The organism is Kitasatospora sp. NPDC057198 (assembly GCF_042670125.1).
Lineage (GTDB): Bacteria > Actinomycetota > Actinomycetes > Streptomycetales > Streptomycetaceae > Kitasatospora.
In genome coordinates, this window is the sequence record NZ_JBHUWH010000120.1 from 1 (window position 1) to 18,706 (window position 18,706).

Annotated in this window: 19 protein-coding genes; 4 read left to right on the plus strand and 15 right to left on the minus strand. The window is 74.9% G+C overall.

The window, feature by feature from the left end; translation table 11 throughout:
* From ACFUEL_RS16165 to ACFUEL_RS16180, 4 genes are all read right to left on the minus strand, one after another.
* On the minus strand, positions 1-1,533 hold a 1,533-nt coding region (locus ACFUEL_RS16165; protein WP_380236882.1), incomplete at its 3' end, for a chromosome segregation SMC family protein.
* A 288-nt stretch (positions 1,534-1,821) separates the two neighbouring features.
* Positions 1,822-2,025, minus strand: coding sequence for a hypothetical protein (locus tag ACFUEL_RS16170; RefSeq protein WP_030458828.1), 204 nt, complete (start codon positions 2,023-2,025; stop codon positions 1,822-1,824).
* A 382-nt stretch (positions 2,026-2,407) separates the two neighbouring features.
* The gene (locus ACFUEL_RS16175; protein WP_380236883.1) at positions 2,408-2,701 is read right to left on the minus strand and encodes an acylphosphatase; all 294 of its coding nucleotides are present in this window, start codon (positions 2,699-2,701) and stop codon (positions 2,408-2,410) included.
* 148 nt (positions 2,702-2,849) lie between these two features.
* Positions 2,850-3,653 carry a hypothetical protein gene (locus tag ACFUEL_RS16180; protein WP_380236884.1) on the minus strand — a complete coding sequence of 268 codons (804 nt, stop codon included), beginning with the start codon at positions 3,651-3,653 and terminating at the stop codon, positions 2,850-2,852.
* Between the two features lie 169 nt (positions 3,654-3,822).
* Here ACFUEL_RS16180 and ACFUEL_RS16185 point away from each other — a divergent pair, with 169 nt between their 5' ends.
* On the plus strand, positions 3,823-5,142 hold the full coding sequence (locus ACFUEL_RS16185; protein WP_380236885.1) for an MFS transporter: 1,320 nt from the start codon (positions 3,823-3,825) through the stop codon (positions 5,140-5,142).
* A 36-nt stretch (positions 5,143-5,178) separates the two neighbouring features.
* On the opposite strand, the gene ACFUEL_RS16190 is transcribed toward ACFUEL_RS16185, so the two are convergent.
* A complete protein-coding gene (locus ACFUEL_RS16190) occupies positions 5,179-6,546 on the minus strand; it encodes a hypothetical protein (RefSeq protein ID WP_380236886.1) in 1,368 nt (455 codons plus the stop codon).
* 264 nt (positions 6,547-6,810) lie between these two features.
* On the opposite strand from ACFUEL_RS16190, the gene ACFUEL_RS16195 reads away from it, so the two are divergent.
* Together ACFUEL_RS16195 and ACFUEL_RS16200 are read left to right on the plus strand one after the other, a co-directional pair.
* Positions 6,811-7,725 carry a hypothetical protein gene (locus ACFUEL_RS16195; RefSeq protein ID WP_380236887.1) on the plus strand — a complete coding sequence of 305 codons (915 nt, stop codon included), beginning with the start codon at positions 6,811-6,813 and terminating at the stop codon, positions 7,723-7,725.
* Positions 7,726-7,797: 72 nt separating this feature from the next.
* Positions 7,798-8,445 (plus strand): hypothetical protein, encoded by a 648-nt coding sequence (locus ACFUEL_RS16200; protein ID WP_380236888.1) that lies wholly within the window; start codon positions 7,798-7,800, stop codon positions 8,443-8,445.
* Positions 8,446-8,458: 13 nt separating this feature from the next.
* Here the strand turns inward: ACFUEL_RS16200 and mutM are convergent, their stop codons facing one another.
* The 10 genes from mutM to ACFUEL_RS16250 form a co-directional block, all read right to left on the minus strand.
* Complete coding sequence (gene mutM / locus ACFUEL_RS16205) at positions 8,459-9,316, minus strand: bifunctional DNA-formamidopyrimidine glycosylase/DNA-(apurinic or apyrimidinic site) lyase (RefSeq protein ID WP_380236889.1); 858 nt, start codon at positions 9,314-9,316, stop codon at positions 8,459-8,461.
* 10 nt (positions 9,317-9,326) lie between these two features.
* Positions 9,327-10,127, minus strand: coding sequence for a ribonuclease III (gene rnc / locus ACFUEL_RS16210; RefSeq protein WP_380236890.1), 801 nt, complete (start codon positions 10,125-10,127; stop codon positions 9,327-9,329).
* A gap of 20 nt (positions 10,128-10,147) precedes the next feature.
* Positions 10,148-10,321 carry a 50S ribosomal protein L32 gene (rpmF, locus tag ACFUEL_RS16215; protein WP_033252700.1) on the minus strand — a complete coding sequence of 58 codons (174 nt, stop codon included), beginning with the start codon at positions 10,319-10,321 and terminating at the stop codon, positions 10,148-10,150.
* A 49-nt stretch (positions 10,322-10,370) separates the two neighbouring features.
* On the minus strand, positions 10,371-10,964 hold the full coding sequence (locus ACFUEL_RS16220; RefSeq protein ID WP_380236891.1) for a YceD family protein: 594 nt from the start codon (positions 10,962-10,964) through the stop codon (positions 10,371-10,373).
* 155 nt (positions 10,965-11,119) lie between these two features.
* Positions 11,120-12,277, minus strand: coding sequence for an ATP synthase F0 subunit B (locus ACFUEL_RS16225; RefSeq protein ID WP_380236892.1), 1,158 nt, complete (start codon positions 12,275-12,277; stop codon positions 11,120-11,122).
* A gap of 129 nt (positions 12,278-12,406) precedes the next feature.
* Positions 12,407-12,892 (minus strand): pantetheine-phosphate adenylyltransferase, encoded by a 486-nt coding sequence (coaD, locus tag ACFUEL_RS16230; protein WP_380236894.1) that lies wholly within the window; start codon positions 12,890-12,892, stop codon positions 12,407-12,409.
* 33 nt (positions 12,893-12,925) lie between these two features.
* Entirely contained in the window at positions 12,926-13,510 is a 585-nt protein-coding gene (rsmD, locus tag ACFUEL_RS16235; protein WP_380236895.1) for a 16S rRNA (guanine(966)-N(2))-methyltransferase RsmD, read from the minus strand.
* A gap of 94 nt (positions 13,511-13,604) precedes the next feature.
* Entirely contained in the window at positions 13,605-14,114 is a 510-nt protein-coding gene (locus ACFUEL_RS16240; RefSeq protein WP_176190156.1) for a hypothetical protein, read from the minus strand.
* 105 nt (positions 14,115-14,219) lie between these two features.
* Positions 14,220-16,430, minus strand: coding sequence for an ATP-dependent DNA helicase RecG (gene recG, locus ACFUEL_RS16245; protein WP_380236896.1), 2,211 nt, complete (start codon positions 16,428-16,430; stop codon positions 14,220-14,222).
* A gap of 37 nt (positions 16,431-16,467) precedes the next feature.
* On the minus strand, positions 16,468-18,075 hold the full coding sequence (locus tag ACFUEL_RS16250; RefSeq protein ID WP_380236897.1) for a DAK2 domain-containing protein: 1,608 nt from the start codon (positions 18,073-18,075) through the stop codon (positions 16,468-16,470).
* Positions 18,076-18,317: 242 nt separating this feature from the next.
* Here ACFUEL_RS16250 and rpmB point away from each other — a divergent pair, with 242 nt between their 5' ends.
* On the plus strand, positions 18,318-18,503 hold the full coding sequence (rpmB, locus tag ACFUEL_RS16255) for a 50S ribosomal protein L28 (protein WP_014138233.1): 186 nt from the start codon (positions 18,318-18,320) through the stop codon (positions 18,501-18,503).
* The last annotated feature ends 203 nt before the right edge of the window (positions 18,504-18,706 follow it).

The window sequence follows — 18,706 nt, forward strand, 5'->3', positions numbered from 1 at the left end:
CTCGCCGGGGAGGTCGAGCAGGGCGGCGCTGCCGTCCTTGCGGCGCAGGCCGAGGGCGAGCGCGTCGTGCCGGGCGGTGAGCGCGGCGCGTTCCTTCTCGGCGGCGGCGAGCGCCTCGCGGGCCGCCGAGAGGGCCCGTTCGGCGTCCCTCAGCGCGCCCCGGGCCTGCTCGTGGAGTTCCTCGCCCTGCTCCTCCCCCGCGGTGAACTCCTGGTTGCGTTCCAGGAGTTCGCCGTACTCCTGCTGGGCGGCGGCGGCCCGCAGCCGGGCCTCGTCGTGGGCGGTGGCGAGCCGCTGCGCCTCGGCCTCGGCGGCGGCGGCCCGGGAGCGGGCGGCGGCGGCGGAGCCCTGCAGCCGGGCGAGTCCTTCGCGGCGGTCGGCGATGGCGCGGGCGGCGGCCCGCAGCCGGGTCTCCTCCCCGGCGAGGGCGCGTTCGAGGTCGCCGCGCTCCTCGACGGCCTCGGCCAGCGCGTACCGGGCCTGTTCCAGGGCCTCTTCGAGGGCGGCCTCCTCCTCGCGGACGCGGGCGGCCTCGCGTTCGAGGTCCTCCGGGTCGCGGCCGCGGCGCTCCTCCAGCTGCCCGGCGGTGGCGGCGGCCCGCACCCGGGCCTCGGCGAGGCCGATGGTGCCGCGGGTGCGCTCGGCGAGCGAGGAGAGCCGGTACCAGGTCTGCCGGGCGGCCTCCAGGGCGGGCCCGAGCTGTCCGACCTGGGCCTCCAGGACGGCTTCGCGCTGGACGGCGGCGGCGAGTTCCTGTTCGACGGTGGTGCGGCGGAGCTTCAGGGCGAGTTCGTCGGCGACCTCGGCCTCGACGGCGCGGCGCAGGGTGAGCAGGTCGTCGGCGAGCAGCCGCAGCCGGGCGTCGCGCAGTTCGGCCTGGATACCGGCGGCCCGCCGGGCGATCTTCGCCTGGCGGCCCAACGGGCCGAGCTGGCGGCGCAGTTCGGCGACGAGGTCCTGGACGCGGTTGAGGTTGGTCTGCATCGCGTCGAGCTTCCGCAGCGCCTTCTCCTTGCGCTTGCGGTGCTTGAGGACGCCGGCCGCCTCCTCGATGAAGGCGCGCCGCCCCGCCGGGTCGGCGTGCAGCACGGAGTCGAGCCGGCCCTGGCCGACGATGACGTGCATCTCACGGCCGATGCCGGAGTCGGAGAGCAGTTCCTGGATGTCGAGCAGCCGGCAGACGGTGCCGTTGAGCGCGTACTCGCTGCCGCCGTTGCGGAACATCGTCCGGGTGATGGTGACTTCGGAGTAGTCGATCGGCAGGGCGCCGTCGGTGTTGTCGATGGTGAGGCTGACCTCGGCGCGGCCGAGCGGCGGGCGGCCGCTGGTGCCGGCGAAGATGACGTCCTCCATCTTGCCGCCGCGCAGCGACTTGGCGCCCTGTTCGCCCATCACCCAGGAGAGCGCGTCGACGACGTTGGACTTGCCGGAGCCGTTGGGGCCGACCACGCAGGTGATGCCGGGTTCGAAGCGCAGGGTGGTCGCCGAGGCGAAGGACTTGAACCCGCGCAGGGTCAGGCTCTTGAGGTGCACCCGACCGTCCTCCTCGCCGCGCCGCGAACCGCCGCGCCGCGGCCCGTCGCACCCGCCGCCCCCTCGGGGACGGCCCACCGCCTGCGACTGTATCCGGCCGGGTCGCCGACGGAGCTCCAGGCGGGGGTTTGGCCGTGCGGCGGGTCGGGCAGCCTCTCGGCAGCGGACCGGCTCGAACCGGCGCGGGCACGACGAAGGGACGTCCGCAGCGGACGTCCCTCGCAGGCTGTCATCCCCTCGCCGGGGAGCTCAGTGCACGACTGCGTCGATCGTGAGGACCACGAACGATCAGGTCAGGGCCGGCTCGCGCTGGTCCAGGTCGATGCTGCTGAGCAGCGAGTGCTCGTCGGCGACGGCGGACAGGGCGTCGTTCTCGGCCTGGAGCTTCACGAGCTCGTTCTCCAGGTCCTGGACGCGCTGCTGCAGCCGTCGCATCTCGGAGAGCATTCGCGGGTCGGGGCCGCCGACGTACCCGAGAAGCGCCTTTGCCATGATGTGTGGTCCTCCACGCTGAGTGACCGAACCGTGTACGGTGGGTCTTTGGGGGAAGGGATACGCACGCGCCTGCGCGCCGGACGTGCTGGCTGGGCACTACGGGGGCATCCGCTGGTGAGTGGCACACTCACAGGCGTGGCCCCGCCGGTTAAACGCAAACCTGTGCGCGGGTTTCCAGCGTCTCACCAAAGACCGTACGGGTCAACACGATCACCGCACGCTACCGCGCCCCTGTCACCTGCATGGCGGGAACCTCACACCATCGGCCGGGCTAGTGGATCACTACGTCTGCGGAGTCAACCACGAGTGCGCCGCGATGGCAACCCCATGACACCGGCAGTTGCCGGGGGCTCTCCTCCCGCCGGCAACTGCGGTGTGCTCATCGGATCGCGAAGCCCTGGTACCCGTCGCCCACGGCGGTCCAGATCTCGGTGACCCCACTGACCTGACCAGGCGTTCCGGGCCCGCGCAGCGCGGCGAGCAGCCGCTCGCAGTCGGCGCGCGCCCCCTCGGCGACCACCTGGACGCGGCCGTCCCCGAGGTTGCTCGTGTAGCCCGTCAGCCCGATCTCCAGGGCCCTGGCCCTGGTCCACCAGCGGAACCCCACCTGCTGGACGCGGCCGCGCACCCAGATGGTGGCGCGGACGGACCGGTGGCTGTCGTGACCTTGCATGTGTCCGACCATAGTCGGGCACTTCGGGGGCGCCCGGAACGGGCTTCACGCCCCTTCCACCGACCCTCCCCACCACCGCACGGGCCCACCGCTCGGGCCCGCCGCACCGGCCGACCGCACGGGCCCGCCGCTCGGCGGTGGCCGCCGCTCAGCGGTGGTGCTCCGCCAGCGCGTGCAGCGTCCAGCCCCGGCCGGCCGGGTCCAGCGGGGCGGTGGCGGCGGCGAACAGCTCGGCCGCCCGCCGGTAGGAGAGCCGGCCGCGGCCGGTGAGCGGGCAGCGGTCGCGCTCCGGGGTGCCGGCCGGGGCGCGGCGGCCGGTGAGGAAGAGCGGGCCCGCGGTGCGCCCGGCCACCAGCAGCGGCAGCAGCCGGGCGGTGCCGCCGCGCCAGCGCAGCGGGCGCTCCCCGGGGGCGGTGCGGGCCTGCCGGTTCGGCAGGTCGAGCCGGTCCACGTCCAGCGCCAGCAGCCGTTCGATCGGGGCGCCGGTCTCCCGGACGAGGTGCCACAGCACCTTCTCGCGCAGCGGCACCCGCAGCGCGAGGACGGCCCGCAGCCGCTCCTCGCCGAGGCTCCCGGCCGGGTCGGCGGGGGCGGTCGGGAGCGGGCGCAGCCCCTCGGCCGGGTCGGCGGCCAGCCAGCCCCGGGCGCACCACCAGCGCAGCGCGGCCCGCAGCGCGGACAGTTCGCGGTTCGCGGTGCGCGGGCCGACCGCCGCGGCGCGGGCGGCGAAGGCGGCGGCGACCCGCTCCGGCGCGCCGGGCCCGTCCAGCAGGGTGAGCGGCAGCACCGGCGGGACGGCCCGCCGCCGCTCGGGGCCGGACGGCGGGGTGCGGCCGACCAGCAGCCAGGCCCAGGTGTGCAGGGCGATCCGGTAGACCCGGCGGGAGCCGTCCGCGAGCGGGGCCCCCGCCAGGTAGTGCTCGGCCGCGACGGCGAACTCGACAGGTGTCATCTCCGCAGTAAATATCCCTCGTGGAGAAGCGTCAACACCCGCCCCCACTGCGGTAAATTCAGGATTTACTGCGGCTGTCCCCGACCTCGCCAAAATTGATGCCGATCCGCTCAGGTTTTCCGGCGCAACCCCTTGCCGAGCGGCCCGGCGGCGGGGCAGCCTGCCGGTCGTGAAACCGACTCCACGGCGGCTCGCCGTCCTGCGCGGGCGGCCCTTCCGCCTCTTCTTCACCGGGTACGCCGTCTCGCTGTTCGGCTCCTCGACGGCCTCCGTCGCGGTGGCCTTCGCGGTGCTGGACGGCGGGGGCGGCGGCTCCGGGCTCGGCGTGGTGATGGCGGCCCGGATCGTGCCGGTCGTGCTGCTGCTGGTGCTCGGCGGGGCGGCCGCCGACCGGCTCGGGCCGCGCCGCACCATGCTCGGCTCGGACGCCCTGCGTTGCGCGACCCAGGCCGCCTGCGCGGCGCTGCTGTTCGCCGGGCACGGCACGGTGGGGGCGCTGGCCGCGCTGATGGTGCTGTGGGGGCTGGGCGAGGCGGTGTTCCTGCCCGCGCTGGACGCGCTGCTGCCGCGGCTCGTCCCGGCCGCCGAACTGGCCGACGCCAACGCGCTGCTGGGCATCGCCCGCAACGGCGCCGCGGTGGCCGGGCCGGCCCTGGCCGGGCTGCTGACCGCCACCGCCGGGCCGGGCTGGGTGCTGCTGCTCGACGCCGCCTCGTACGCGGCGGGCCTGGCGGCGCTGGCCCCGCTGCGCGTCCCGGCCGCCCCGGCCGCCCCGGCCGCCCCGGACGGCGCGGGCGGCGGCGCCGGGCCCGGACTGCTGGCCGAACTCCGGGACGGCTGGGGCGAGTTCCGCTCCCGGCGGTGGCTGTGGGCGGGCGTGCTGCAGGGCTGCCTGTTCAACCTGCTGGTGTGGGCGCCGTTCCTGGTGCTCGGCCCGGTGCTGGCCCGCGAGCACCTGGGCGGGGCGGGCGGCTGGGGCGCGGTGATGGGCGCGTACGGGGCGGGCGCGGTGCTGGGCGGGCTGGTGCTGCTGGGGCGGCGGCCGGGCCGGCCGCTGCGCACCGTGCTGGCGGTGACGGCGGGGTGGGGGCTGCCCTCGGGGGCGCTGGCGCTCGGCGGGTCGCTGCCGCTGGTGATGGCGGCGGCGGCCGGGGCGGGGGTGGTCTCGATCGTCTCCGGCTCGCTGTTCGCCACGTTGGTGCAGCGCCACGTCCCGCCGCAGGCGCTGGGCCGGGTCGGCGCGTACGTGACGCTGGGGGCGTTCGCGTTCGGACCGGTGGGGCTGGCGCTGGCCGGTCCGCTGGCGGCGGCGGTCGGGGCGCGGACGGTGCTGGGCTGGGGCGCGCTCTGGCAGCTGGCGTCCGGCGCGGTGGCGCTGGCGCTGCTGGGCCGCCGGGAGCCGGTCGCCGCCGCGGCCGACCCGGGCGCGGAGGTGCGGACGGCCCCCGTGCCGTCCGGGGACGGGGGCCGGGGGCCGTCGGGCGGGTGAGCGGGCGAGCGGGTGAGCAGGTGAGCGGGCGGCGGGTCAGCCCCCGAAACCGCCGAAGTCGTCCCCGCCGAAGCCGCCGAAGTCGTCCCCGCCGAAGTCGCTGCCGCCGCCGTCGAAGCCACCGCCGCCATCGGGGTCGAAGTCGTCGCCCGGGTACTCGCCGCCGTCGTGGTCGCCGTCGTGGTCGCCGTCCTGGCCGTGGTCGTCCGCGTAGGCGTAGCCGGGGGTGGCGAGCGCCGAGCCGAGCACGGTGCCGACCAGCAGGCCGGGCAGCAGGCCGCCGCCGAAGTAGCCGCCGGCCCAGGGGCTGTAGGCGGGGCCGGCGTCCCAGTACGGCTGGTGGCCGTGCCCGGTCTGCACGGTGCGGATGTCCGGGTCCCGGCCGTCGGCGACCCGGGCCGCGTCGGCGGCGCAGGCCGGGACGGAGCGCGGGGCGCCACCGGGCGGGGCCCACTGCACGTCGGCGGTGGATGGGCCGTGCCGCGGGTCGAAGAAGCACGGGACGCGGCGCTCGGGCAGCGGGCGGTCCTCCCGGCGGGCGGCCAGGGTGGCCAGGGCGAACCGGCCCTGCTCCAGCGACTCGGTCACCGGGCGGACGTCCGCGGGCCGCTCCGCCCCGTCCATGGTCCGCTTGGCGCGGTCGTAGGCGTCCAGCGCGGCGGTGTAGTCGGCGCGCTGCGCGTCGTCCGCGCCGGGGGCGCCGGGGTCGAAGTCGAGCCGGTCGAGTTCCTCGCCGAACGCGGTGATGTCCTCGTCCACCACGGTGCGCAGCTGGGCGAGTTCGGTCCGGGCCTGCTCCTCCCGGCGCCTCCTGGCGCGGCGCACCAGCAGGAGGGCGCCCGCGCCGAGCAGCACGACCAGCAGCACCGGGACGAGCACCCAGGCGATCGAGGTGCTGTGCTGCGGGCCGTCGCCCCTGGCCTTCTTCGCGGCCCCGTCGACGAACTCGTTCAGGGTGGCGCCGATGTTCCCGCCGTTGGAGCGGTACGCGGCTCCGGCCAGGTTCCGGGCCGTGGCCTGGTCCAGCACCTCGGGGCCGGAGGACTGGGCCTGGAACCGGTCGCCGCGCCAGATCGCGTAGACGCCGGCGGCGCCGACCTTGGTGCGCAGGTCGACGAACAGGTTCTCCGTGGGGTAGGCGGGGCTGTCGGGCAGCACCGCGACGTAGATCGGCTTGTCGACGTCCTTGAGCTTCTTCGCCAGCGCGTCCGCCTGCTCCGGGGAGAAGCGGCCGCTCATCGACGGGTCGACGTAGAGCTGGACCCTCTTCATGGCGTCGGCCGCGTCGTTCAGGCCGGACGCCGACGCGGGCGCGGACAGCCCGAGCACCATCAGCAGGCCGAGCAGCGCCGCCAGGACGGCGGCGGGCCCGGTGGTGCGGGAGCCGCGGAGCAGGGTTCTCATGCCCCGACCGTACCGGTCCACCGCCCGGCGACACGCTCTCCTCCGACCGGGCGCCTCCCCCGGGTGCCACCCCCTACTCCAGGGCGAGACGGGCCGCCGGAACCCCCGCCGACCGGCCGGAGTTGGCCCCGGGCGTCCCGGTCGGGGCGCCGGAGCGGGCATAGTGGTGACGATCTTCCGCGCCACCCGGCCCTCCAGGCCGCCCGGCGTTCCGCGCCGCCCGGCCTTCCGCGCCACCCGGCCCGTCCCGACAGGAGCCCCCCGGTGATCCTCGGCCTCGTCACCGCCGTCGCGGCGTCCGCCTGCTACGGCACCGGATCGGTGCTGCAGGCCCTCGGCGCCCGCCGCTCGGCCCGGCAGGAGGCGGCGGCCGGCACCGTCACCGAGCACGGCGGGCCGAGCCTGGCCTCGACCGCGAAGGCCGCCGTCACCTGGGAGTTCATCCTCGGCACGGTGCTGGACTTCGTCGGCTTCGGCCTGGGCGCGCTGGCCGCCCGACTGCTGCCGCTGTTCCTGTCGCAGACCATCATCAGCGCCAACCTGGTGATCACCGCGGTGCTCTCGGTGAAGCTGCTGGGCCTGCGGCTGCGCCAGTTGGAGTGGCTGTCGATCGGGATCCTGTGCGGCGCGCTGGTGCTGCTCGCGGTGGCGGCGGGCCCGGAGGGCGGGCACGAGGCGGCCCGCTCCTTCCACTGGGCGCTGCTGATCGGCTCCGCGGTGCTGATCGCGGGCGGCTCGCTGGTGGTGCGCCGGCTCGGGTCGGGCGGGGCGATCGTGGCGGGCCTGCTCTCCGGCCTGGGCTTCGGCGCGCTGGGCATCGGCGTGCGGGTCCTGGACGGCGTGCAGCCGTTCGACCTGGGCGCGCTGCTCGCCGACCCGGCGCTGTACGCCGTGCTGGTGGGCGGCCTGGGCGGGATGTACCTGCACACGGTGGCCCTGCAGATCGGCTCGGTGAACGGCGCGACCGCCGCCCTGGTGGTCGGCGAGACGGTCGTCCCGGGCGCGGTGGGCGTGCTCTGGCTCGGCGACTCCTCCCGGGACGGCCTGGGCTGGCTGGCCGTCCTCGGTTTCGTGCTGGCGGTGGCCAGCGCCGTCGGCGTGGCCTACTTCGGCGAGGAGGGCGGGGCGCTGCACGCGGCCGCCGAGGAGGAGAGGGCGACCGCCGGGAAATCGAACTGACGGTGCGCGGCTCCGGCTGCTAGCGTCGTCCCCTCCCCGGCCGCCGGGTGAGGTCACCCCCGGCAGGCCGCCATGACCGAACTGCTCGACGCGCTCGACCACCTGGACGCCGTCTTCGCCCCGCACGCCGCCCGGCCCGTCGCCGTCGACGGCTGCGCGTACTGCTACGCCGCCGCCGACCTCGCGCTGCTGGCCGGCCCGGTCGCCGGGGTGCCCGACCGGCTGGTGGACGCGGTGGCCACCGAGGTGCCCGACCACTGGGGCGACTTCCCCGGCCTCTACCGCCGGCTGGCCCCGCGCGTCCTGCGCCGCGTCGCGCTGGACGGCGCCGGGCCCGATCCGGCGCTGGTCGCCTCCCGGCTGCTGGCGGCCGGCTGGGGCGGGTGGCCCGAGCGCCCGGCCGTGGAGCGCTTCCTGTCGGCCTGGTGGGAGGCGTTCGTGCGGGAGCCGTCCCGGCGGCACCCGGTGGAGGCGCTGGAGCTGATCGTCCCGCTGACCGGCTCCCCCGTCCCGTGGCTGGAGCGGTGGACCGCGCACCCGGACGAGCGGCTCTCGCTGCTCGTCGACCGCTGGCTGGAGCGCCGCCTGGAGGTGCGCTTCGGCCTCCACGACGGGGCCGGTGCCGCCCCGGCGGAGCTGGCGCAGGTGCTGCTCGCCCTCGACCCGGACTTCCTGGGCGCCCACCGGCTGCAGGAGGTGGAGCGGATCGCCTGGAGCTGAGCGCGCGGGCGGCTCAGGCCCGGGGCGGGCGCTGGCACTTGGGGCAGGAGTAGCTGGAGCGGTTCATCCAGGCGTCCCGGCGCATCGCGGTGCCGCAGCGGCGGCAGGGCTGCCCCTCGCGGCCGTACGCGTCGAGGTCCCGGGAGAAGTAGCCGCTCTCGCCGTTGACGTTGACGTACATCGAGTCGAAGCTCGTGCCGCCGACGGCCAGTGCCGCCGTCATGACGTCCCGGGCGTGGCCGAGCAGTTCGAGCGCGGCGGGGCGGGTCAGGGTGGCGGTGGGGCGGTCGAAGTGCAGGCGGCTGCGCCAGAGCGCCTCGTCGGCGTAGATGTTGCCGACGCCGCTGACCAGGGTCTGGTCGAGCAGGGCGCGCTTGACGGTGGTGCGCCTGGCGCGCAGGGCGCGGGCGAAGGCGTCGTCGTCGAAGCGGGCGTCGAGCGGGTCGCGGGCGATGTGGGCGAGCGAGAGCGGGGTGGACTCGGGGTCGCCGGCCGCGGCCTCCTCGACGGCCAGGCCGCCGAAGGTGCGCTGGTCGACGAAGCGCAACTCGGTGCCGCCGTCGGCGAACCGGAGCCGGGCCCGCAGGTGCACGGAGTCGGCCATTTCCGGTGCCTGGACGAGGAGTTGGCCGCTCATGCCGAGGTGGCCGATCATCGAGAGGCCGTCTCCGAGCGGCACCCACAGGTACTTGCCGCGGCGCTGCGGTTCGCCGAGGGTGCGGCCGCGCAGCAGCGCGGTGAACTCGTCGGCGCCGCCGGCCTGGCGGCGGACGGCGCGCGGGTGCAGCACCTGGACGTCGGCGACGGTGCGTCCGGCAGCCCAGCGGGCCAGACCGCGGCGGACGACCTCGACCTCGGGCAGTTCGGGCACGGCGCTCGGCTCAGACCGTCGCGGCGGACTCGCCGGCGGCGGCGGGCCGCGCGGCCTCCTGCTCGGCCTTGATGGCGCGCCAGGCGGACTCGGCGGCCTTCTGCTCGGCTTCCTTCTTCGAACGCCCGCTGCCGGAGCCGTGGTCCTGGCCGGCCACCCGGGCGGCGGCGGTGAAGGTCTTCTCGTGGTCCGGGCCGGATTCGGTGACCACGTACTCGGGGACGCCCAGGCCGACGGAGGCGGTGAGCTCCTGGAGGCTGGTCTTCCAGTCGAGTCCGGCGCCGAGCTGCGCGGATTCCGCGATCAGCGGGTCGAACAGGCGGTGGACGAACTCGGTGGCCGCGTCCAGGCCCTGGTCGAGGTAGGTCGCGCCGATCACGGCCTCGACGGTGTCGGCGAGGATCGACGACTTGTCGCGGCCGCCGGTGCCCTCCTCGCCCTTGCCCAGGCGGATGAAGGCCCCGAGGTCCAGGCCGCGGCCGACCTCGGCGAGCGCGCGGGAGTTGACCACCGCGGCGCGGAGTTTGGCGAGCGTGCCCTCGGCGACCTCCGGGTGGAGGCGGTAGAGGGTGTCGGTCACCACGAGGCCCAGCACCGAGTCGCCGAGGAACTCCAGGCGCTCGTTGGTGGGCAGCCCGCCGTTCTCGTACGCGTACGAGCGGTGGGTCAGGGCACGTACCAGAAGGGCGCGCTCAAGTGGGTACCCGAGGCGCCCTTCCAGGACGTCGTATTCGGTCGAAGCCGGCCCACCGCCCTTGCCCCCGTTGGTCCCGGGGTTCGGCTTGCGGGTGGAACTGCCACTGTCCGACATCGATCCGTGCACCCCGCCGATCAGACCGAGAGGACCTGGCGACGGTTGTACGTGCCGCAGGTCGGGCACGCGGTGTGCCCGAGCTTCGGCTCGTGGCAGCGGTCGCACGCGACGAGCGCGGGCACGACGGCCTTCCAGTTGGAACGGCGGTGACGCGTGTTGCTGCGCGACATCTTCCGCTTCGGAACAGCCACGGTAAATCTCCTGGTTCTACGGCGGGGCCCTCACGGGTACCGCTGTGTCTTATTCCTCGTCACCCTCGTCGCCGGGGGCGGCGGAGAGTCCCTGCAGAGCCGCCCACCGGGGGTCGGCGGCGTCGTGGTGGTGCGCCGGGTCGTCGCTCAGGCGGGCCCCGCACTCGGAGCACAGACCCAGGCAGTCGTCCTGGCACACCGGCTGCAGCGGCAGTGCGAGCACCACCGCGTCACGCAGCACCGGCTGGAGGTCGAACAGGTCGCCCTCCAGGCGGTAAGTCTCGTCCTCGGACTCCTCGTCGAAGTCGTCCCCCGCGACGGCGCGGTGACGCTCCTCGGACTCCGGGTAGTAGTAGAGCTCCTGGAAGTCGACCTCCAGGTCGTCCTCCACCGGCTCCAGGCAGCGCGAGCACTCGCCGGTGACGTGGGCCTCGGCGGTGCCGGTGACCAGCACGCCCTCGACCACGGACTCCATGCGGAGCTCCAGCGCGATCTCGCTCTTCTCGGGGACGCCGATCACGTCCGCGATGCCGAACTCCGCGGGGGCCTCCAGGGTGCGGGAGACCTTGCGCAGCGAGCCGGGGCGACGGCCGAGCTCGTGCGTGTCGAACACGAGGGGGTCGCGGTGGTCGAGGCGGTTCAAGGTTTCCTGACTTCCTGGGCGGCGGCACGCATCGCTGCGCGGCGCGGAGTTTCGGTTTCTGCGGCGGCCCGGCGGACGGGCACACGGCGAACCCGGCGCGAACAGGCCGGAGTGGTCAGACTACCGGAGAGTCCGCGCCGAACCCAACTCGCCCCTCAGCGGCCGCCCAGCTCCCGCAGCCTGGTCATGTCGATCATGCTGGTGTCGAAGAAGCTGGTCTCGTCCAGCCCGCCCTGCTGCTGGGGCAGTTGCGCCTGCTGCTGCACCTGCTGCTGGGGCTGCTGCACCTGCTGCTGGTAGCCGTACGGGTCGGCGGGCAGCGGGTTGCCCCACTGGTCGAAGCCCTGCGGCTGCTGGTACTGCGGCTGCTGGTAGTACGGGTCGACCGGCTGCTGCTGCCCGTAGGGCTGGCCGTACGGGTCGGCCTGCGGGGCCGCGGCCGGGTCGTAGCCGCCGCCGTACACCTCGGCGTACTGCGGGGCCTGCGGCTGGGCGTACGGGTCCTCGCCGGGCTGCTGCCAGCCGGCCGCGGCCGGGGTCTGCTCGGGCCAGGACTGCTGCTGCGGGACGTCGGCGTACCAGTTCTGCTGCTCGCCCTCGGCGCCGAAGCCGGCCGCCACCGCCTCGGCGCGGTCCTTGAGCTGCTGGGCCTCGTCGGCGGCGGCCAGGTAGGCGCCCAGCTCGTCGATCGGGGCCTTGCCGAGCAGCTTGTCGCGGCCCTTGCCGACCGCCTCCAGGGTGGCCGAGAGCACCGCCTCCAGGGTGGCCAGCTTCACGTCGACGTACTCGTCGGCCTCCGGGCTGGGGCTGGTCCGGGGCCGGAACTCCTCGCCGTCGTCGGCGCCGTCCGCCTCCGGCTCGTACACCCCGGACTCGCCGCGCAGCTTGTGCCGGCCGCGGCCGACCGCGCCGAGCGTCTTGGTGAGCACCACCTCGAAGTTGGCCAGCTTGGAGTCGACGTAGTCGTCGGCCTCGGCCCGCTTGGTGTGCACCTCGGCCCGCGCCTCGGCGAGGATCCGGTCCGCCTCGGCCTGGGCCTGCCGGACCACCTCGGTGTCGGAGATCAGCGAGCCGCGCTCGTCGTGCGCGCCGCGGATGATCTGGTCGGCCTGCGCCTGGGCGTCGGCCACCATCTGCTGGTGGTCGGCCACCACCGACTGGGCCTGCGCGAGCTCGGCGGGCATCGTCTCCCGCAGGTCGCGGAGCAGTCCGGTCAGCTCGGCACGGTTGACCACGCAGGACGACGACATCGGCATCGCCTTGGCCTTCTCGACCACGGCGATGATCTCGTCGAGTTTCTGCTGCACGTCCACGGGCGTCTTCAGTCTTTCCGTGTGCCGCCGAGGTGCGGCGGAGGCAGTGCCCGAAGGCCGCTGGGTGCGGCCCCGGGGCCGGGAGTACAGACTGTACGGCCACTCACCCCGCCGCCCGCAACGCCCGGGTCAGTTGCGGCGTTCGGCGATCCGCTCGACCAGCCGGCGGTGCACCACGCCGGGCAGCAGGTGGGAGACGTCGCCGCCGAGCGAGGCGACCTCCTTGACCAGGCTGGAGGACAGGAAGCTGTACGTCGGCGAGGTCGGCACGAACAGCGTCTCCACGCCGGTCAGCCCGTGGTTCATCTGGGCCATCTGCAGTTCGTAGTCGAAGTCGCCGGCCGCCCGCAGGCCCTTGATGATCGCCGGGATGCCGCGCTCGCGGCAGAAGTCCACCAGCAGGCCGCTGTGCGACTCCACCTCGATGTTGCCCAGGTGGGCGGTGGTCTCCGCGATCAGGGCGATCCGCTCGTCGACGGAGAACATGCCCTGCTTGTTGCGGTTGATCAGCACCGCCACGTGCACCACGTCGTACAGCTTGGAGGCCCGCTCGATGATGTCGAGGTGTCCGTTGGTGATGGGGTCGAAGGACCCGGGACAGACGGCGCGGCGCATGCGGTGTGCTCCCTCGTGGGGCGGGATGTTCTGCTACGAGTCTTGGTCAGCCCCGTCGGCGGCGCGACCGTACCAGAGCGTGCCCTCGCCGTACTTGCGCGAACGCAGCCCCTCGAAGCCGTCCGGCCAGACGAACTCGCCGCCCCGGGTGCTGCGTTCCACGGTGACGAGAACGTGCTCGGACAGCCAGCCCCCCGAGCGGAGTGTGGCCAACGTCTCGCGCAGCACGGCGTCCTCCACCGCGTACGGCGGATCCAGGAACACCAGGTCGTACGGCTCGGCCGGGGGCGGCCCGGCGATCACCTTCTCGGCCTTCTCCGCCCGCACCTCGGCGCCGGGCAGGCCCAGCGTGCGGACGTTCTCCCGCACCGTCCGCACCGCGCCCGCGTCGGCCTCCACCAGCAGGGCGTGCGCGGCCCCGCGGGAGAGCGCCTCCAGCCCGACCGCGCCGCTGCCCGCGAACAGGTCGAGCATCCGGGCGCCGGCGATCGGCCCGAACAGCGCCTCGACGGTGGAGAACATCGCCTCCCGCGCCTTGTCGGACGTCGGACGGGTGTTCCGGCCGGGCGGCGCGGCGAGCGGGCGGCCTCCGGCACGGCCGGCGATCACGCGGGGCATGGCGTTGGGTCCTTTGCGGGTGGGAGGGGCTGCGCGCCCGACCATAGCCGACCGCGGCGGCCGCGGCCGGGCTGCGCAGCCCTCCGAGCAGGGCCTACTCGCTGGACGCGGCGCCGAGCAGCGTCGGCGAGGCGTAGCGCGACCAGGACAGGCAGCCGTCGGGCGGGCAGTACTCGGGGCGGCGCGGGTCGTGGCCGAGCTCGCGCAGCTTGGTGCGGACGGAGTCGGGCGTGCGGCCGTAGCGGGCGGCGATCCGGGCGACGGTGTCGCCGTCGTGGAAGCGGCGCACCAGCTCCTCCTCGTGCTGCGGCACCCAGGGGGAGCCGTGGCCGGGGTAGAGCTCGCGGAGCACGTCCCGGTCGGGGATCGGCTCGGAGACGTCGGCGACGATGGCCAGCGCGCGCAGGGCGCGGTTGAGCGCGATCCGCAGCGAGGCGACGTCCTCCACCGGGAGGCGGAGCTTGCCGGAGGCGACCGGGTTGGCGGAGTCCCCCTCGCGCCAGCCGGTCAGGGTGAGGGCGACTTCGCGGTCGTCCTCGCTGGCGACCTCGATCCGGAAGACCTTGTCGCCGAGCGGGAGCTCGTTGAGGTGACGGAATGCCATGCAATGACCCCCAATTCTCGCGCCGGGGACGCGACATGGAGTGCGCCCCGGACAACTACATCCTCTCGCGCGGCACTGACAACCGAGGTGTCCGAACGACCCGCCTCAGCCCTTCTCCAGGTACTCCGCGCGGTCCTCGTCGAGCAGGCTCTCCAGGGCGGTGCGCAGCTCGGGGTGGGCCTCCAGCGCGGGGTCGGCGGCGACCAGCCGGGTGGCCTCGGCGCGGGCGGTGGCGATGACCTCCTCGTCCTCCAGCACCGAGAGCACCTTGAGCGAGGACTTCACGCCGGACTGGGCCTGGCCGAGCACGTCGCCCTCGCGGCGCTGTTCGAGGTCGATCCGGGAGAGCGCGAAGCCGTCCAGGGTGCCGGCCACCGCGTCCAGCCGGGCCCGGGCGGCGCTGGCCGCGGGCATGTCGCTGACCAGCAGGCACAGCCCGGCGGCGGAGCCGCGGCCGACCCGGCCGCGCAGCTGGTGCAGCTGGGAGACGCCGAACCGGTCGGCGTCCATGATCACCATGACGGTGGAGTTCGGCACGTTGACGCCGACCTCGATCACGGTGGTGGCGACCAGCACGTCCACCTCGCCCGCGGCGAAGCGGCGCATCACGTCGTCCTTGGCCTCCGGGGCGAGCCGGCCGTGCAGGATCTCCACCCGCAGCCCGGCCAGCGGGCCCTTCGCGAGCTGCTCGGCGGTCTCCACCACGGCCAGCGGCGGCCGCCGCTCCTCGCCGTCGGCGCCGGCCCCCGCACCGACCTCCTCGGGCTCGTCCCCGCGCTTCCTCCTCCCCTTCGCCGGCTCCTCCTCGTCCCCGATCCGCGGGCAGACCACGTACGCCTGGTGGCCCTTGCCGACCTCCTCGCGGACCCGCTCCCAGGCCCGGACGAGGAAGTTGGGCTTCTCCAGCGCGGGCACCACGTGGGTGGAGATCGGCGAGCGGCCGGACGGCAGCTGGTCCAGGACGGAGGTCTCCAGGTCTCCGAAGACGGTCATCGCGACGGTCCGCGGGATCGGCGTCGCGGTCATCACCAGCAGGTGCGGGGGCTGCTCGCCCTTGGCCCGCAGCGCGTCGCGCTGCTCGACGCCGAAGCGGTGCTGCTCGTCGACGACGACCAGGCCGAGGTCGGCGAACTGCACCTTGTCCTCGATCAGGGCGTGCGTGCCGATCACGATGCCGGCCTTGCCGGAGGCCATGTCGAGCAGCGCGCCGCGGCGGGCGGCGGCGCCCATCGAGCCGGTCAGCAGGGCGACCCGGGTGCCGATCTCGGAGCCGCCGATCATCCCGGCCTCGGCGAGGTCCCCCATCATCTCGGTGATCGAGCGGTGGTGCTGCTGGGCGAGCACCTCGGTGGGGGCGAGCAGCACGGCCTGCCCGCCGGTGTCGACCACGGCGAGCATGGCGCGCAGCGCGACCAGCGTCTTGCCGGAGCCGACCTCGCCCTGGAGCAGCCGGTGCATCGGGTGCTCGGTGGCCAGGTCGGCGAAGATCTCGGCGCAGACCCTGCGCTGGCCGTCGGTGAGGGTGAACGGGAGCCGCTCGTCGAAGGCGTCCAGCACGCCGCCGGGGACGGGGCGGCGCGGGACGGCGGGCAGCGCGGAGTCGGCGGCCCGGCGCTGGGCCAGGGCCACCTGGAGGACGAACGCCTCGTCCCAGCGCAGCCGGTTCTGGGCGCGCTCCTTCTCCGCCTGGTCGTGCGGGCGGTGGATCAGCTCCAGCGCCTCGGGCAGCGGGATCAGGCCGTGCTCGGCGCGCAGTTCGGCGGGCAGCGGCTCGCCGACGTCGGACAGGTGCTTGGTGAGGGCCATCCCGACGCACAGCGCGAGCTTCCAGCTGGGCATCTGGGCGCTGGCCGGGTAGACCGGGATGAGCCGGCCGGCGAACTGCTCCGCCGCCGAGGACCCCTCCTCCTCGTCGATCAACTGGTAGTCGGGCGAGGCGAGTTGGCGGGTGCGGTTGAACAGGCCGACCTTGCCCGCGAACAGGCCCTGCTGGCCGGGGCGCAGCTCCTTCTGCCGCCAGCCCTGGTTGAAGAAGACCAGCGAGAGCCGGGAGCGGCCGTCGGTGACCACCACCTCCAGCCGGTCGCCCTTGCGGCCGCGGAACGGGATCAGGGTGACCTTCTCGATCCGGGCCAGCACGGTGACGTGCTCGTCCACCTCCAGCTCGTCCAGGCTGGTGAGCTGCCCGCGCTCGACGTACCGGCGCGGGTAGTGGTGCAGCAGGTCGCCGACCGTGCGCAGCTTGAGACCGTCGGCCAGCACCTTCGCGGTGCGGTCGCCGACCAGTTCCTTCAGCGGTTCATCGAGAGCGCCCATGGCGTCCCATTTCACACCACGGAAGTGACGCCCCGGCTCACTCCACCCCGATGAGCAGCGGCACGGCCTCCCGGCCGCCCCGGTAGGCGACGGTGTCGACCTCGGGGCGGGTGCGCCGGGCGTGCGCGATCAGCCGGTCGGCGAGGTCGTCGGGGGCCTCCTCGCCGAGCACCAGGGTGACCAGTTCGCCGCTGGCCGCGATCATCCGGTCGAGCACGGTCAGCGCGGTCTCGGTGAGGTCGGCGCCGATCACCGCGACGTCGCCGTCGATCAGGCCGAGCACGTCGCCGGCCTGGCAGACGCCCGCCATCGTCCACGACTCGCCCTCGGCGACGGCCAGTTCGGCGTACCGGGTGGCGCCGGCCGCGGAGGTCATCGCCACCACGTCCTCGTCGAAGCGCCGCCCGGCGTCGTGCACGGCCAGCGCCGCCAGGCCCTGCACCGGGGAGCGGGTGGGCAGCACGGCGATCCGCACCCCCTCCTCGCGCAGCTGGTCGGCGGCGGCGCCGGCGGCCGGGCGCAGCTCGGGGTCGTTCAGCAGCAGCACCACCTCGCGGGCCCCGCAGCGGTGCACGGCGGCGACCAGTTCGGCACTGGCCGGCGGACGGTCCGGGTCGGCCTCCAGCACCACCGACCCGGCCTGCTCGCACAGCTGCGCCAGCCCGCTGCCGGTGACCACGCTGAGCACCGCCCGCCCGTGCGAGACGGTCTCCTCACGCTCCCCGGCGCGGGCCGCGGCCTCGGCGAAGTGGGTGATCCTGATCCGGTACGGCCGCCCGGCCTCGACGCCCGCCTCGACGGCCGCGCCCGCGTCGTCCACGTGCACGTGCACGTTCCACAGGCCGTCGCCGCCGCCGATCACCAGCGAGTCGCCGAGCCGGCCGAGCCGTTCGCGCAGCCCCGGCAGCTGCCCGTCCTCGGCCTCCAGCAGGTAGATCACCTCGAACGCGGGGTGGCCGGAGCCGGGCGCCCGCTCGTAGCTCTCGCAGCCGTCCACCACCAGCGGGTCGACCTCGCGGCGCAGCGCGACCGGGCCCATCGGCTGCTGCCCGGAGACGGCGTCCACCAGCGCGCCCAGCACCGTGACCAGGCCGCGGCCGCCCGCGTCCACCACGCCCGCCTCGGCCAGCACGGAGAGCTGGTCGGGGGTGAGCAGCAGCGCCTGCCGGGCCGCCCGGTAGGCGGACCGGGCCTGCCCGGTCAGGCCGTCCGCGCCGCGGGCCGCCTTCGCGGCGGCGGCGGCGACCGTCAGCAGGGTGCCCTCCACCGGTTCGGCGACGGCCAGGTACGCCGAGCGGGCCCCGTGCTCCAGCGCGGCGGCCAGCTCGCCGCCGCCGGCCAGCACCTCGGCCAGGCCGCGCAGCCACTGCGCCAGGATCACGCCCGAGTTCCCGCGCGCCCCGATCAGCGCGCCGCGGGCGGCGGCGGCCGCGGCGGCCGCCAGCTCCGGCTCCTCGGCGGCGGCGAACACCGCGTCCAGCGCCTCGGCGGCGGACTCCACCGTCAGGTAGAGGTTCGTCCCGGTGTCGCCGTCCGGAACCGGGTACACGTTCAGCGCGTCGATCTCCTCGCGGGCCTGGCCGAGGGCCGCCAGCGCGAGCCGGCACCAGGAGCGGACGGCCGGGGCGTCGAGGGTGTCCAGCACCAGGTCTCCTCCGGATGAACGCCACGGGACACGACAGGACGCGGTGGCGAGGGGCGATGCTGGCAGGTTATCGGCCCCCGCGAGGGTGCCCGCCGCAGGCTCGTGCCCAGCTCGGGGGAACGATCACCCCGGCGATCGTGGTAGTTTCGTTGAGCGGGAGTCACCGTTGTATGCTCTCCCGGTTGCCTGGAGCACCCCGGGCTAGTGACAAGTACCTGATCTGAAGTCTTGGAGTGACTCCTGTGGCTGCCAACTGTGACGTCTGCGGCAAGGGCCCGGGCTTCGGCAACAGCATCTCCCACTCGCACCGCCGCACCCCCCGTCGTTGGAACCCCAACATCCAGACGGTGCGCGCTGTGATCGGGCGGACGCCGAAGCGGCTCAACGTCTGCACCTCGTGCATCAAGGCCGGTAAGGTCTCGCGCTGACGCGCAGACCGGTAACCCGGTCACCTGCTTTCCCGAAAGCCGACCACACCCCTCCGGGGGACCGTGGTCGGCTTTCGGCTTTTCCCGCACCTGAGAACGGCGGGACGCGAAACCAGGGGCCCGGGGAACGGCGGGTCCGTGCTGCGCATGGGCCCCGTCAGGGGCCCGGGGAACGGCGGGTCCGTGCTGCGTAACGCCCGATC